The organism is Streptomyces sp. NPDC005141 (assembly GCF_053599975.1).
Window position 1 is genome coordinate 48,158 of sequence record NZ_JBSFYW010000041.1, and the last position, 14,654, is coordinate 62,811.

A 14,654-nucleotide genomic window follows, 5' to 3' on the forward strand; every position below is an offset into this window, starting at 1 on the left:
GTGGGCATGACCAGGCCGGCCGGCTGGTGGCGGGGCAAGAGCACACCCGCGAAGGTCGAGACGTACACACGGTGGTCGTTCCACTTCTTCGCCGTGATCGAGGCCGTCTCGATCGGGCTGCCCATCTTCGGGAACGTGTCGACGGCACGGTCCTGGACCCTCTTCCTGCTGGTGTGCGGGCACTCCGCGCTCTGCGCGGTGACCGCCTCGCGGGCGCTGGACCGGGCGCGCGGCACCCGCGAGCAGCTCGGGCGGACGCTGCTCTCACTCGCCGTGGGCACCTGCGTGGTGGCCGTCGTGGGGGTCGTCCTCTCCGGCACGCCCTGGCGCCCGGCGAGCGACGGCGAGTTCCTGGTCGCCTCCTCCCTGTTCGTCGGTGTCACGGCGTTCGGCACGGGCACGCTCGCGCTCGGGACACGCGACAGACGCCGGATGGCCTGTGCCGTGCTCGGTGCGTCCGCGGGTGCCGGCGCTCTCTCCCTGCCCCTCGGCTTCGCGGGCCCTGCCGCGCTGATCACCGCCGTTCTGGTCCTGCTCACCGCCGGATTCCTGACCTTCACCGCGGCCTTCTCCGTCTGGCTGCTCAACGCCGTCTACGAACTCGACGAGGCCCGCGAGACCCGCGCCCGGCTCGCCGTCGCCGAGGAGCGGCTGCGCTTCGGCCGCGATCTGCACGACGTGATGGGCCGCAACCTCGCGGTGATCGCTCTCAAGAGCGAACTCGCGGTGCAGCTGGCCAGGCGGGGGCGCACCGAGGCCGTGGACCAGATGACCGAGGTGCAGCGGATAGCCCGGGAGTCCCAGCGGGAGGTGCGTGAGGTCGTACGGGGATACCGCGATGCCGACCTGGCCACCGAACTGGCGGGAGCGCAGGGCGTGCTGACCGCGGCGGGCATCGACTGCCAGATCACCGGCACGGCCACGGACCTGCCCGCGCAGGTCCAGTCGGCGCTCGGCTGGGTCGTCCGGGAAGCGACCACGAATGTGCTGCGGCACGGGGACGCCAGAAGCTGCGCGCTGGCCCTGCGGGTGACGGAGGAGCGGGTGACCCTCACCATCGAGAACGACGGGGCGCCGGACGGGACGGAGCCGGTCCCCGGGCCGGACGGGGGCTCGGGGCAGCGGAGAGGCTCCGGGCTCGTGGGACTGCGGGAGCGGCTGGGGGAGGTGGACGGCGTACTGCGGGCCGGCGCGAGCGGTGGAGTGTTCCGGCTGACGGCGGACGTACCTCTGTCGCCCGCCCCGGACGGAGAACGGCCGTCCCTCTCGTCCGTTCCGCACCAGATGAAAGAGGTCACCCCATGACGGCCGTGTCGCCGGGCGCGTCGACGCCCGCACCTCCCGTGCGGCTGCTGCTCGCCGACGACGAGCATCTGATCCGGGGAGCTCTGGCCGCGCTGCTCGGGCTGGAGGACGACCTGGTCGTGGTGGCCGAGGCGGCGACCGGACCGGAGGCGCTGGCGATGGCGCGGGCGCACGTGCCCGATGTCGCCGTCCTGGATCTTCAGATGCCCGGGGCGGACGGTGTGAGCGTGGCCACATCCCTGCGGGCCGAACTGCCGGGCTGCCAGGTGCTGATCGTGACGAGTCACGGGCGGCCGGGGCATCTGAAGCGGGCGCTTACGGCGGGTGTACGCGGGTTCGTCCCGAAGACGGTCAGTGCGCGGCGGCTTGCGGAGATCATCCGTACAGTGCACGCGGGAAACCGTTATGTGGACCCGGAGTTGGCCGCCGACGCGATCTCCGCCGGGGACTCGCCGCTGACCGCGCGCGAGGCCGAGGTGCTCGAATTGGCCGCCGACGGGGCGCCCGTGGCGGAGATCGCGGAGCGGGCCGCGCTGTCCCAGGGGACTGTACGGAACTACCTGTCGTCGGCCGTGTCCAAGCTGGGCGCGGAGAATCGTCACGCCGCGGTGCGTCTCGCGCGGGAGCGAGGTTGGGTATAGTGGCTCTCGCGCCACGGCGCATGCGGACGTAGCTCAGTTGGTAGAGCGCAACCTTGCCAAGGTTGAGGTCGCCAGTTCGAACCTGGTCGTCCGCTCCGGAAAGAGAAGCCCCCGACCTCAGGTCGGGGGCTTCTTCGTGTGCTCCGGCCGGGGCCGGAGATTCTCCGGACCGTCCGGCCCGGGTGGTTGCCGGGCCCGGCCGTCGGCCGGGCCCGGGGTGGGGTCAGGACCAGCTGATGCCCGTCAGACGCTCGTAGGCCTCGATGTACTTGGCGCGGGTGGCTTCCACGACGTGCTCGGGCAGGGCGGGCGGCGGCTGCTCGCTCTTGCGGTCCCAGCCGGATTCCGCGGAGGTCAGCCAGTCACGGACGTACTGCTTGTCGAAGGACGGCTGCGCGTGGCCCGGCTCCCACACGTCGGCGGGCCAGAAGCGCGAGGAGTCGGGGGTCAGCACCTCGTCGGCGAGGACCAGGGTCTCCCCCTCGTAGCCGAACTCGAACTTCGTGTCCGCGAGGATGATGCCCCGCCCACGGGCGATGTCGCGGGCGCGGCCGTAGACGGCGAGGGTCGCCTGGCGCAGTTCGGCGGCGGTGTCGGCGCCGACCTGACGGGCGACCTCCTCGTACGAGACGTTCTCGTCGTGTTCGCCGACCGCGGCCTTGGTGGCGGGGGTGAAGATCGGCGCGGGGAGTTCCGAGCCGTCGACGAGGCCCTCGGGGAGCGCGAGGCCGCAGACGGTGCGGGACTCGTTGTACTCGACGAGGCCCGAGCCGGTCAGGTAGCCGCGGGCGACGCATTCGACCGGGGCCATCCGCAGGGACTTGCAGATCAGGGTGCGGCCGGCCCAGTCGGCGGGGGCGCCCGGTGGGAGTTCGGTGCTCAGCACGTGGTTGGGCGCCAGTTCGGAGAGCTGATCGAACCACCACAGGGAGAGCTGGGTGAGCGTGCGGCCCTTGTCGGGGATCTCGGTGGGGAGAACCCAGTCGTAGGCGGAGATGCGGTCGCTGGCGACCATCACGAGGTCGCCCGCCTCGTTCTGGTACAGGTCGCGCACCTTGCCGGTGTGCAGATGTACCAGACCCGACACCTGGAGGGGCTCGGGCTTTTCGACGAATCCGGACACGGTTCCTCCCCGTGGTTCTGTCCAAGTGACTCGATTCTCCCGTATGGGACGAGCGGGTTCGGACAGGGGGCGTGATGTGCGGGCCTCGGTGTGCGCGAAGCGGGCCTGGTGGGATGCGCCTCGGCCGGACTTCCCCCGCCGGGTTTCAGTCGTGTTTGCAGATGCGGTCGAGGAGATTGGCGGTCGCTCGCTGGATACGCGGGTCCACGTGGCCGGGGCGATCGAGGGCCGGAGACCACGCGAACGTTCCGGACGCGAAGACCAGGGCGCCGGACGGGGCCCGGTAGAGCGAGGTCTCCTGATGCCGGGCAGTGCCCTCGCTGTCCGGGTACGGGGAGTGCGCGAGAAGGATCCGGCCCTGGTGCTCCGGCAGTGGGGTGCGCGGGAAGTAACGGTCCGCCTCACCGGCGACCATGCCCGCCACTTCGTCGCCCTCGTGCGCGCCGGTCGCCTCCCACAGCCAGTGGTCGGCGTTGCGGACGATCAGGGGGTGCGGCTCGGGGACGCGTCCCGCGTACTGGATGCCGATGAGCTGCTGCTCCGGGCGGTCGATCTCGCGCCACAGGGCGGGCCTGCCGGGACCCCGGCGCTTCCGGCAGGTCAGCAGCCGGTCGGCCACACCCGAGGGGGACGGACCCAACTCCACCTGCCAGTACATGGTGTTGGCGGAGAGGAAGACGAGCGAGGTGCCGTGTTCGCGGGCGAGTTCCGCGGTGCGGCGCATCTGCGGCGACCAGTACTCGTCGTGGCCCGGGAAGACCAGGCCGCGGTAGCGGGTGGGATCGACGCGTCCGGCGTGCAGGTCGCGGGCGTCGGCGTACGCGAGGTCGTAGCCGTAACGCTCCGCCCAGCGGATGAAGTCGTAGGCGTGGCCCACATGGAGGGGGAGGCCCGCGCCCGCGTACGGGCGGTCGAAGGAGACGGTCGTCGCGGCGTCGGCCTCACCGAGCAGACGGCCGTCCTCGTCCCAGGCGTGGTAGAGGCTGGCGCCGGTGTGGCCGTCCTCCGGGTACAGGTTGTACGCCTGCCAGGTGATGTCCGGGAGCAGCAGGAGCAGGTCGGCCGTCTGGTGATTGCGGACGGTGAAAGGGACGTGCGAGCGGTAGCCGTCGGCGGTGGTGAGGACGGCGACATAGGCGCCGACGCTCCAGTAGGACGGGATCTGGAGGCGCCAGGACAGCCACCAGTGGTGGCAGGAGACGGTGCGGTCGGCCGTGAGCGGCGGTGGCTGGACGATCCCGGAGAGACGCGGGCTCGTGGTGATCTTGCTGGCGCCGTCCCCGCCGTAGTGGCCGATGCGGTAGATGTCGACGCTGAACTCCTGCGGCGGATCCACGGTGACATGGAAGTCGATGGACTCGCCGGGAGCGGCGGCACCCGTGGTGGTGAAGCCCTTGATCTGGCGATGGACGTCGTCCGCGGAGCGGGGGCCTCCGGTGCCGGAGCGCGCGCGGGTGCCGGGGGTGGTGCGCGGGGCCGGGATCCTGGAGGCGCCGGTCGCCGGGTGCGGCGGCTGGGCCACGTCGGTGTCCAGGTACCAGGGGACGACATGGCCGGTGTCGTCGAAATAGGTCTCACTGCCGCGGAGCCAGGGAACGGGACCCTGGCCGAAGGGGTCCGTGACGGCGTGCGCGAGTGCTCCCGACTCCCAGCGGCGGATCTGCTCCGATCCCATGCCTGCTCCCCTCCCTGGTGCCCCCGTCGCACTGGTAAGCCCTTGCGCTGTGCGCGATCGGTCCCAGCACATCACATTACGCACGCAGTCCGTCACCGTTCGTCGCGAATTGACGTGAGTGGAACGGCTGCCTCCACCGGGGCGGAGGCGACGGCGAACAGCGGGGACCGGCCGCCGGAAGGGCGTCAGACCAGGCGGACCGGCTTCTCCGGGCGGACGCCGAGGTGACGGAGCCAGTCCCGCAGGGGCGCCGGATCACCGGTCTCTATCAGGGTGAGGACCCGGGGGCCGAGGTCGGCGGCCCGTTCCCCCGCGACGAGGAGGGACGGGCCGTCCAGCCAGTCGAGTCCGGGGGTCGCCCCGGCGGTGTCCATCGCGGCGCAGCAGACCATGGCCGTGACGTGGTCGGCCAGCAGCTCGCGACCGGTGCGGGGCGGCTGGAGGGGGAACAGCGGAAGCATCCCGTCGTCCCAGAGGGCGTGGTCGGGGCCCTGCTGCTCGGCGCCCCCGGCGGGCGGATGCGGGGCCGGGACGGACGCCTCCTCGCGGGCCAGTTCCGCGGTGAGCCCGGTCGCGAGAGCGGCCGACCGTTCGTTCCCCACGGCGAGGTCCGGGTCGTCGCTCTCCGCGATGCCCATCTCCCCGTACGCCTCCGTGCGGTGCACGGCGAGGGCGGCATCCGGGTCGGGGGCCGGGGCCGCGGCGATCCTGTCGTCCGCCGGTGCGGACAGGTGCTCCGTCGGTGCGGTCAGATGGTCCATCACCCGGGCCAGCGTCGGGCCGTCCGCCTCGGGCAGCGCGGGGTCGGCGGGGTGCCGGACGCCGAGCACGTCCAGGACACGGTGGAGGCGGGCCGCGTCCGTACGCCACTTACGGTCGACGACCTCGTCCGGGTAGTCCTGCCAGTCGACCGGCGCCCAGTCGGGGCCGGCCTCGGCGGGGCCGCCGTGAAAGAGGCGGGCGGCGAGCAGCGAAGCCGCCTCGTCCACGGTGCCGGGCTCCTCGAGCAGGTCGCAGGCGGGGCGTTCGCCGAGGCGGGAGGTGAAGCCCTCGGCCAGGCGGTCGCGGCGGGACAGCTCGGTCAGCGCCGCGACGACGCCCACGTCCAGCCGCGAGGGCCAGCGGCCCATGCGCCAGGCGGGCAGCGCGACACGGGTCAGCAGCCGGTCCCAGCCCGCGTACGCCAGACCCACCTGTTCCTGGGCGACGATCCGCACGCCGTAGTCCACAGCCTGTGCGCGCTCGGCCGCCGCGGCCGCCACACCCCGCTCCATCTCGGCGGCATGGCCCCGGCAGCTGCGCAGCAGAAGACGGGTCACCCAGCCCACACCGGCCAGGACCGTGCGGGACAGCGGGCCGCGGCCGGGTGCCGAGGCCACGGCCACGGCCGCGTCCAGGCCCCGTACGAAACGGCGGGCCGCGGCTATGTCCGGGTGCGCCGACGGGCCCGTACCGGCGACGACCGGGGCGAGGACCGCCCGCAGCTCGCCGACCCGCATCCACCACAGGAAGGGGGAACCGATGACGAGGACGGGGGTGGCGGGGGCTCGGCGGGCACGGTTCGTCAGTCCGGGCACTCCCCGGCCGCCGGCCAGGGTGCCCCGCCCGTCGTCCGGGCGGTCCGACGCGTCCCCGCTGCCCGACGAGGACCGGCCGTGCGCCCGGTGGGTGCGGTCCTCGAGCCAGCTGTCGCAGTCCGGGGTGAGCGCTATCGCCGAGGGGGCCGGTACGTCGAGACGGTCGGCCAGGTCACGGACCATCCGGTAGAGATCGGGGGCCGATGACTCGGAGACCGGGACCGTGGGGCTCATCGCGGGCCGGGCACGGGCCACGACGAGCGCGATGCCCGCCGCCGCCAGGAGGACGACAACGGCGACGATCGTCACGATCCACCGCGCGGTCCCCCAGGGCTCGCCGGTAATACGGCCGGTGGAGCCACCGACGAGCAGCACGACGGCCGCGGCCGCGGGCAGCAGGGCGACGGCCAGCGCCCTGCTGCGGACGCGCAGCACAGCGAGAGCCCGGGAGCGCGCGGTCTGCGCGCCCACCTCCACACCCATACCGGTCACGACCGGACGTCACCCCCTATTGTCCGCCGGGCCCCGGCCTTTCCACTGCCGGTGCCGACGGATGCCCTGGCGTTGCTCACTCCCCCACTGTGGCACCCGCCACCGACATCGCAATGCCGGTGGGCCAAGTGCCGGAATGCTTTCGCCGCACCCTAGTTGGGGCCTCGGCCCTCGTCAGCCGGTTGGGGCATCGGTCACTCGATGGAATGGCTCTGGGGAAAGGTGGATGACGGCGGGCCATGACCAGGCCCCCGGTTCCGTACAGAAACCCGCAGGTGGAAGTGGCCGGTTCTCTCACGACAGAGCCCCGGATTCCGTACGGAATCCGGGGCCCGGTGATGCTATGGGGAACCTGGGGCTAGGCCTCCGCCGCCGCTTTGGCCGCGATGTCCGTGCGGTGCTGCGAGCCCTCGAGTCCGATGCGGGCGACGGCCGTGTAGGCGCGCTCGCGGGCCTCGGTGAGACCCGATCCGATCGCCGTGACGGACAGCACGCGACCGCCCGCGCTCACCACCGCTCCGCCCTCGTGCCGGGTGCCGGCGTGCAGGACGTACGCGTGCGGGGCGTCCTCGGCGGCCACGTCGTCGAGCCCGGTGATCGGGTCGCCGGTACGCGGGGTGTCCGGGTAATTGTGCGAGGCCACGACCACGGTCACTGCGGCCTTCTCGCTCCAGCGCAGCGGTTCGAGATCGACGAGGGTGCCGTTCGCTGACGCCAGCAGGACACCGGCGAGCGGGGTCTTCAGGCGGGCGAGGACGACCTGGGTCTCGGGGTCGCCGAAGCGGGCGTTGAACTCGATGACCCGCACGCCACGGCTGGTGATCGCCAGACCGGCGTACAGCAGGCCGGAGAAGGGTGTGCCGCGGCGGCGCAGTTCGTCGACGGTCGGCTGGAGGACGGTCTCCATGACCTCCTCGACGAGCTTCGGGTCCGCCCAGGGCAGCGGCGAGTACGCGCCCATGCCGCCGGTGTTCGGGCCTTCGTCGCCGTCCAGCGCGCGCTTGAAGTCCTGGGCGGGCTGGAGCGGGACGACGGTCGTGCCGTCGGTGATCGCGAAGAGGGAGACCTCGGGGCCGTCGAGGAACTCCTCGATGACGACGCGGTCGCAGGCGTTGGCGTGTGCGCGCGCCGCGTCGAGGTCGTCCGTCACGACGACGCCCTTGCCGGCGGCCAGTCCGTCGTCCTTCACGACGTACGGCGCTCCGAACGCGTCGAGCGCCTCCTCGACCTCCTCCGGCGTCGCGCAGACGTACGAGCGTGCCGTGGGGACGCCGGCACCCGCCATCACGTCCTTCGCGAACGCCTTGGAGCCCTCCAGCTGCGCGGCCTCCCGAGAGGGACCGAAGCAGGGGATGTCCGCCGCGCGCACGGCGTCGGCGACACCGGCGACCAGCGGGGCCTCCGGGCCCACGATCACCAGTTCGGCGCCGAGCTCCGTGGCCAGCTTGGCCACGGCGGCGCCGTCGAGGGCGTCGACCGCGTGCAGCTCCGCCACCTCCGCGATCCCCGCGTTCCCGGGAGCGCAGTACAGGGCGGTGACGTCGGGGTCGAGGGACAGGGAGCGGCACAGGGCGTGTTCGCGGGCGCCGCCACCGATGACAAGGACCTTCACGGGGTCAGCCTAACCGCCGCGCGGGGGTGCCCTTGTGGGGGCTTCCGAAGCGAGGGGGCCACGGAGCTGGTGCGATCCTCCAAACAGGGCGCCCCCGACGCGCCGGAAACCGTCACCGAGAGTCGCTCCCGGAAGACGGGCCCTCTGAGCCGAGACTGCTCCTGGGAGGCGGGACCTCTGGGAGCCGAGGCTGCTCCTGGACTCGCGGGTCCGGGCCCGAAGGCGGGACCGGACCCGAAGGCGAGACGGTCCCAAGGCGAGGCCGATCCCGAGAGCGGAGCCGGTCTCGGGAGCGGAGCCGGTCTCGGGAGCGGAGCCGGTCTCGAGAGCGGGTCCCGGACCGGCGAAGGCAGGTCCCGGACCGGCGAAGGGCGTCTCGCTCGATGCGGCTCCCGGGACTCCGGGAGCCGCGGTCCGAGGACCGCCGCACCGCCGCACAGGCCCGGCCAAGCGGTGGGACCCGTCACCCGGGGTGCTTCCCGGGGCTCAGGGGTGTCGGGAACCGGCGTCCCGGGCCCGCTCTCTCACTCGTTGGAGAACTCCTCCATCACCGTCGCCCCCAGCTCGCGGACGATCAGGTCGTGGCCCGAGAGGGCGGACTCGTCCAGGTCGGGGTCGTCGTCCTCGGGGGTGTCGTCCTCGGGGGCGACCGGCGGCGGTTCGTGTGCCGGGGGCTGGGTCGACGCGGTCGCGGACATGCCCCGACCCTGGGTGTGGCCCGCGGACGGGCCGGACTGCTGGGCCGGGGGCTGCGAGGCCGGAGCCGAAGACTGCTGGGGCGCGGGACGCTGACCGGCCGGAGACCCGCCGTAACCACCGGCACCACCGCCTCCGTAACCGCCGCCGCCCCCGCCGTAACCGCCTCCGCCGCCGAACCCGGAGCCGGCCGGAGCGGCCGGCGGTGCCGAACCGCCCGAGGCGTCCACGATCGCCTCGACCTTCCACTGCACATTGAACTGCTCCGCGAGCGCCTGCCGCAGCACGTCCTCGCTGCCGCTGCTCGCGAAGTTGTCCCGCGCACCGGCGTTCACGAAGCCGATCTGCAGGGTCGTGCCGTCGAACGCCGTCACCTGCGCGTTCTGGCTGAGCAGGATCCAGGTGAACCGGCGGCGGTTCTTCACCGCCTCCAGGATGTTCGGCCACAGCGTGCGGGGGTCGAGGCCACCCGCGGCCGGTGGCCCGGCCGGGGCGGCCGGAGCCTGGGGCGCTCCCGGAGGGGCGGCGGGCGGAGCAGGGGCGGCGGCGGGGGCCGGAGCGGACTGCGCCGGCGCCTGCCCGCCGCCCGCTGGTGTCGCCGTGGGCCAGCCGCCGGGGCGCCGGCCGCTGCCGGCGGCCGTCGCGGTGGGCCAGGCACCGGGCGCGGCCCCCGTAGGAGCACCGGCCGGGGCCGCGGGCTGCTCGGGCGCCACGGGAGCGTGTGCGGGCGCACCCGCCGGGGCCGGAGCGGGCGCGGATGCCGCGGGTGCCACGGGGGCGACGGGTGCCGCCGGTGCGACGGGGGCGGATGTCCCGGGTGCCGCTCCCGGCACGGCTCCGGCACTCGCGCCGGCTCCCTCGTGCCCCGCTCCGCGGGCCGCCGCACGGGCCGCCGCGGGGCCGCCTCCGGGAGGAACCGGCGGTCCGGCCTGCGGGACCTGCACCGCGCCGTGCGCCTCGGGTCCGGGCACGTAGCCCATGGCGGGCGCCGCTCCGCCGCCGGAGAAGTTCACTCCGCGCTCGATGCGGTCGAGCCGGGCCATGACGGACCGCTCGTCCCCGTAGGCGGCGGGCAGCAGGACGCGCGCGCAGATGAGTTCGAGCTGGAGGCGCGGCGAGGTGGCTCCCCGCATCTCCGTCAGCCCGTCGTTGACGAGGTCGGCGGCGCGGCTCAGCTCGGCGGCGCCGAAGACCCCGGCCTGGGCCTGCATGCGCTCCACGACGTCGACCGGAGCGTCGATGAGCCCCTTCTCCGCCGCGTCCGGGACGGCCGCCAGAATCACCAGGTCCCGCAACCGCTCCAGCAGGTCGGCGACGAACCGCCGCGGGTCGTTACCGTTTTCGATGACGGTGTCCACGACTTCGAAGGCGGCGGCGCCGTCCCCGGCCGCGAACGCCTCGACGACGGCGTCCAGCAGCGAGCCGTCCGTGTACCCGAGCAGCGAGGTCGCCATGGCGTACGTCACACCGGCGTCGGCCGCGCCCGCGAGCAACTGGTCCATCACGGACATGGAGTCACGCACGGACCCCGCACCGGACCGTACGACCAGGGGGAGCACGCCGTCCTCTACGGGAATCCCCTCCTGCCCGCAGACCTCTCCCAGGTACTCGCGCAGGGTCCCGGGCGGCACCAGCCGGAACGGGTAGTGGTGGGTCCGCGACCGGATCGTCCCGATGACCTTCTCGGGTTCGGTCGTGGCGAAGATGAACTTGAGGTGCTCCGGGGGTTCCTCGACGACCTTCAGCAGCGCGTTGAATCCGGCCGACGTGACCATGTGGGCCTCGTCGATGATGTAGATCTTGTACCGGCTGCTCGCGGGCCCGAAGAAGGCCTTTTCCCGCAGGTCACGGGCGTCGTCCACACCACCGTGCGAAGCCGCGTCGATCTCGATGACGTCGATGGAACCCCGACCGTTGCGGGCGAGGTCCTGACAGGACTGGCACTCTCCGCACGGGGTCGGCGTGGGCCCCTGTTCGCAGTTCAGACAGCGGGCCAGGATGCGTGCGCTCGTGGTCTTGCCGCACCCGCGCGGACCGCTGAACAGGTACGCGTGATTGACCCGGTTGTTCCGCAGCGCCTGCTGCAACGGGTCGGTGACATGCTCCTGCCCGATGACCTCGGCGAACGACTCCGGGCGATAGCGGCGGTACAGCGCGAGAGACGACACGCTTACGAGGTTATAGGCGCCCACTGACAACAAGGACCGCCCTGAGCGCATCCCGGGCACGACCCCGGCGGCATCCGGGCCCGATCGGGCCGGCGGTTCTTCCGGAAACGCAAGCGCCCCCCACGCACCCGCCAGAGCCAACCTACCCTTGCTGCCTTCCGGCCCTGGGGGAGTTCAGTCAGATAGCGCCACGTGAGGGGCTCCGCAAAGAGTACAGGATCCCTGGGGCGGGAACGAGTTCGCGAGCACTCCTCAACGTCTTGTATTGTTTGCCCCGGAGGATTCGCCTAGTGGCCTAGGGCGCACGCTTGGAAAGCGTGTTGGGGGCAACCCCTCACGAGTTCGAATCTCGTATCCTCCGCCATTGCTCTCACCGGGCAATACGAAGAAGGTTCTGACCGGTTACGACTGGTCAGGACCTTTTTCGCGTTCCGGCCCGAGCTCGAGCGGCCGGGCATCGCGCGCCGCTGAGCGTACGCGTACGCGACGCACTCACCGTCCGTGTACGGCGACTGGCGGTTCGGCCCGGCGCACCTGCCGAAGACCGGCGTTCTCGGCGGCATCCTGAGCGGCTACCAGCGGTTCGGCCAGCTCACTCCCGTGGAGTTCCTGAACAAGTGGTGGAACCCGACGGCCGACTTCGGCCGGGGAGACTGGCGGTACCCGCCGGACCAGGGCTTCGAGCACAACAACACCGGGCAGGTCATCGCGGGCCCGGTGACGCTCCACCCGGGCGACCTGGTGGACCGTTTCGGCGACGAGTTCGGCCGGTACCTGGCGCCGGCGGGAGCGAAGTTCGCACAGCGGGCGCTGCCGCCGTCCAACCTCAACACCTCGGATCCCGGGTATCCGTACAACTACCACCTGCACCGGGTGGTGAAGGACACCGTCCTGTGCGCCGGGCCCCAGGCCGCGGCGTTCGAACAGCCGGGCCAGGGCGTGCAGTACGTGACCTCCCCGACGTTCTGGCCCAGGGCGGGGGTCGTGGACGGCTCCGTCAACGCTCTCGTCGGCGGTGGAAGCGTTCCCGGACGAGGACGCGGCCTGCCGCCACCTCTACAGCCTGCTGACGGAGGAAGGGCCCCAGCCCGTTCCGCTCACCCCCGAGGAGACCGAGCGGCTGCTGCACGACAGCGAAGCGATCCAGCGCAGGGCCCGCGAGCAACCGGACCGGGCGCTGAAAGCCGCACGGCGGCCTCCCGCGGACGGAACACCGTAGAACCCCGGGCGGCCGTCCGGGGTCGACCGCCTGCGCACCCCGTCCGAGCCGACGTGCGAACGCCGACGACCGCCCCTGAAGGGTCGTGTCGTACGGACGGTCGGCAGGACGTCCAAGGGCCCCACCGGTCGTGGTGGGGCCCTTGGACGCTGTCCGACGCCGCGGGGTGGAGCCCGGCGGCGTCGGATCCTCCTCACTCACCTCAGTCGATCTTCACGTTCTTGGAGACGGTGATCTGGTCGATGTCGGTGGTGCGGACCGTGACCTTCATGGTCCAGGTGCCCGGCAGCGGAAGGGTGAGGCCGTCGGAGGTCCAGTAGCCACCCTTGTCGGTGATCTCCGCGTCGATCGGGCCGACCTTCTGTGATTCCAGGGTGAAGGTGAGGCGCAGTTCGGGGACGGTCGCGAGGCCGCCGTCGGGACCGATGATCACGGCCTGCACGGAGTTCTCGCCCACCCGGCCCGGCGACAGCTCGATCTGGACCTTGCCGTGCCCGCCGGGGGTGCCGACGTCGAAGGGCACGACGGTCGTCGACGAGGTCGGCCGGTCCGCGGCCGCAACGGCGGCGGCGGTCTCCGTGGCCGCGCGGCCCGGCTGGGTCCCGGTCAGCATCGTCGTGATGACCAGCACCAGGATGCCGACGGCGACCTCGGCGAGCACCGACCGGCGCAGGCCCCGGTGATACGCGGCACCCGCCGGCCCGTCTCCCCGTACATCCTGTCGGCCGTCCGCCCCACCGTCCTGCGCCTGCTCGGCCGCGCCTTCCTGCCCGCCGCCCGAGCCGACGGCCGTGTCCGTGTCCCCGACGGCCGTGGCCGCGGCGCCGGTGTCCTTGTCCACCGGTGCCCCGGCCGTCACCGCGACCGCCACGCGCTCGGCCGGAACGGCGACCGAGGTTTCCGAGACCTCCGTCACCGCCAGTCGGGCCGTCCACCGTCGCGAGTACGCGGCGCCCACCAGCAGCAGCGCCACCGCGCCGAGTTTGACGGCCAGGAGCCTGCCGTACGACGTCGAGGTCAGCGCGTCCCAGGAGCCGAGGCCGCGCCAGGACTGGTAGACGCCGGTGGCCGCGAGAACGGCGACGGAGGTGAGGGCTAGCCGGGAGAAGCGGGTGACGACGGCCGGGGAGATCGCCTCGGACGGGCGGTAGAGAGCCGTCAGCAGGGCGGTCAGGCCGCCGAGCCACACCGCCATGGCGAGCAGGTGCAGCACGGAGGAGACCATCGCCACGGGCACCTGGATCCCGGCGGAGGCGTGCTCGGAGGCGGCCCAGGTGACCGCGAGGCCCAGGGAGAACAGTCCGCCGAGGACGAGGACACCGCGGCGGGCCTCCCGGTCCCCTGCCGGCGCCCGCAGGGGCAGGAAGGCCGCGGCGGCGAGCAGCGCCAGCCGTGCCACCAGCACGATCCCGGGCCGGCTCGTCAGGGTGTCGCGCAGGATCGCCGGATCGAAGACCTCTCCCGGGCCGGTCCCGCGCTCGTAGGGACCGCGCAGCAGGAGCAGCGCGAGGGTGGAACCGAGGAGGGTCCACCAGCCGGTCACCAGCAGACGCCGCAGGGAGCCCGGGAAGCCGCAGGCCAGGACGAAGGTCGCCGCGCCGATGAGCAGCGCGAGACCGCTGTACGCGGCGTACCGGGCGATGTCGTAGAGGGCGGTGGAGGCGGGATTGCCACCGGTGGACGGCAGGGGCGGGGGAGTCGCGGAGGGTTTGCCGATGGAGAAGGTGAAGGCGCCGGAGACGGGGTGGCTGTCCGCCGAGACGACCCGCCAGGCCACGGTGAACGTGCCGGTGCCGAGGCCGCGCGGGAGGGTGACGCGGGCGGTGTCGGAGCGGCCGTCCGCGTGGCTCGGTTCGCCGGTGTGGACGCGCCGGTTCTCCGGAGTGAGCACGCGGAAGGAGTCGTCGAGCAGTCCGATGGACTCACTGAAGGTCAGGGTCACCTCGCGGGGCGCCGACCTCAGCACAGTGCCGTCCTGCGGGTCGGTGCTCGTGAGCGCGGCGTGGGCGGACGCGCCGCCCACGCCGCCGAAGAGCACCAGCACCAGCACACCGCCCAGCAGGGCCAGGGCACGGGCGCCGCGCCGCCGCCGGTCTCGCTGCCTACTTCCGTTCACACGCCGTCTCCGTATCCGCATGTGCAGAGT

The 14,654-nt window shown here is 72.8% G+C and carries 9 protein-coding genes, 2 tRNA genes, 1 other RNA gene and 1 pseudogene; 6 read left to right on the forward strand and 7 right to left on the reverse strand.

The genetic code is table 11. From position 1 onward, the window contains the following. Positions 1 to 6 precede the first annotated feature (6 nt). The 3 genes from ACWD68_RS27820 (at position 7) to ACWD68_RS27830 (ending at position 2,041) form a co-directional block, all read left to right on the forward strand. Positions 7 to 1,305: a sensor histidine kinase gene (locus ACWD68_RS27820; RefSeq protein WP_451809198.1), complete on the forward strand. Its 1,299-nt coding sequence runs from the start codon at positions 7 to 9 to the stop codon at positions 1,303 to 1,305. After that, the gene (locus ACWD68_RS27825; protein WP_451809199.1) at positions 1,302 to 1,946 is read left to right on the forward strand and encodes a response regulator; all 645 of its coding nucleotides are present in this window, start codon (positions 1,302 to 1,304) and stop codon (positions 1,944 to 1,946) included. The genes ACWD68_RS27820 and ACWD68_RS27825 overlap by 4 nt, the downstream gene beginning before the upstream one ends. 22 nt (positions 1,947 to 1,968) lie before the next feature. Further along, positions 1,969 to 2,041, forward strand: a tRNA-Gly gene (locus ACWD68_RS27830). Positions 2,042 to 2,169: 128 nt separating this feature from the next. On the opposite strand, the gene ACWD68_RS27835 is transcribed toward ACWD68_RS27830, so the two are convergent. The 6 genes from ACWD68_RS27835 to ffs form a co-directional block, all read right to left on the reverse strand. After that, positions 2,170 to 3,069, reverse strand: coding sequence for a phosphoribosylaminoimidazolesuccinocarboxamide synthase (locus ACWD68_RS27835; RefSeq protein ID WP_451809200.1), 900 nt, complete (start codon positions 3,067 to 3,069; stop codon positions 2,170 to 2,172). A 145-nt stretch (positions 3,070 to 3,214) separates the two neighbouring features. Further along, positions 3,215 to 4,744 carry a N,N-dimethylformamidase beta subunit family domain-containing protein gene (locus tag ACWD68_RS27840; RefSeq protein ID WP_451809201.1) on the reverse strand — a complete coding sequence of 510 codons (1,530 nt, stop codon included), beginning with the start codon at positions 4,742 to 4,744 and terminating at the stop codon, positions 3,215 to 3,217. Between the two features lie 185 nt (positions 4,745 to 4,929). Continuing rightward, positions 4,930 to 6,804 carry a hypothetical protein gene (locus ACWD68_RS27845; RefSeq protein ID WP_451809221.1) on the reverse strand — a complete coding sequence of 625 codons (1,875 nt, stop codon included), beginning with the start codon at positions 6,802 to 6,804 and terminating at the stop codon, positions 4,930 to 4,932. A gap of 367 nt (positions 6,805 to 7,171) precedes the next feature. Then, complete coding sequence (purD, locus tag ACWD68_RS27850) at positions 7,172 to 8,425, reverse strand: phosphoribosylamine--glycine ligase (protein WP_451809202.1); 1,254 nt, start codon at positions 8,423 to 8,425, stop codon at positions 7,172 to 7,174. A gap of 524 nt (positions 8,426 to 8,949) precedes the next feature. Further along, complete coding sequence (locus ACWD68_RS27855; protein ID WP_451809203.1) at positions 8,950 to 11,289, reverse strand: DNA polymerase III subunit gamma and tau; 2,340 nt, start codon at positions 11,287 to 11,289, stop codon at positions 8,950 to 8,952. 106 nt (positions 11,290 to 11,395) lie between these two features. Next, positions 11,396 to 11,494, reverse strand: an RNA gene (ffs, locus tag ACWD68_RS27860) — signal recognition particle sRNA small type. 71 nt (positions 11,495 to 11,565) lie between these two features. Between ffs and ACWD68_RS27865 the strand changes: the two genes are divergently transcribed. The 3 genes and pseudogenes from ACWD68_RS27865 to ACWD68_RS27875 all read left to right on the forward strand — a co-directional run bounded on the left by ACWD68_RS27865 (position 11,566) and on the right by ACWD68_RS27875 (position 12,508). Further along, positions 11,566 to 11,653: transfer RNA gene (locus tag ACWD68_RS27865), tRNA-Ser, on the forward strand. A gap of 353 nt (positions 11,654 to 12,006) precedes the next feature. Continuing rightward, positions 12,007 to 12,234: pseudogene (locus ACWD68_RS27870) on the forward strand (TNT domain-containing protein); the annotation flags it as partial. Between the two features lie 70 nt (positions 12,235 to 12,304). Beyond that, on the forward strand, positions 12,305 to 12,508 hold the full coding sequence (locus ACWD68_RS27875; RefSeq protein ID WP_451809227.1) for a hypothetical protein: 204 nt from the start codon (positions 12,305 to 12,307) through the stop codon (positions 12,506 to 12,508). Positions 12,509 to 12,710: 202 nt separating this feature from the next. Here ACWD68_RS27875 and ACWD68_RS27880 read toward each other — a convergent pair whose 3' ends face one another. After that, a complete protein-coding gene (locus ACWD68_RS27880; RefSeq protein ID WP_451809204.1) occupies positions 12,711 to 14,645 on the reverse strand; it encodes a copper resistance protein CopC in 1,935 nt (644 codons plus the stop codon). Positions 14,646 to 14,654 lie beyond the last annotated feature (9 nt).

Excerpts from the sequence above, each read along its gene's own strand:
- ACWD68_RS27825 (WP_451809199.1), top strand. The coding sequence starts at position 1,302 with ATGACGGCCGTGTCGCCGGGCGCGTCGACGCCCGCACCTCCCGTGCGG.
- ACWD68_RS27880 (WP_451809204.1), bottom strand. The coding sequence starts at position 14,645 with ATGCGGATACGGAGACGGCGTGTGAACGGAAGTAGGCAGCGAGACCGG.
- ACWD68_RS27840 (WP_451809201.1), bottom strand. The coding sequence starts at position 4,744 with ATGGGATCGGAGCAGATCCGCCGCTGGGAGTCGGGAGCACTCGCGCAC.
- ACWD68_RS27820 (WP_451809198.1), top strand. The coding sequence starts at position 7 with ATGACCAGGCCGGCCGGCTGGTGGCGGGGCAAGAGCACACCCGCGAAG.
- ACWD68_RS27845 (WP_451809221.1), bottom strand. The coding sequence starts at position 6,804 with ATGGGTGTGGAGGTGGGCGCGCAGACCGCGCGCTCCCGGGCTCTCGCT.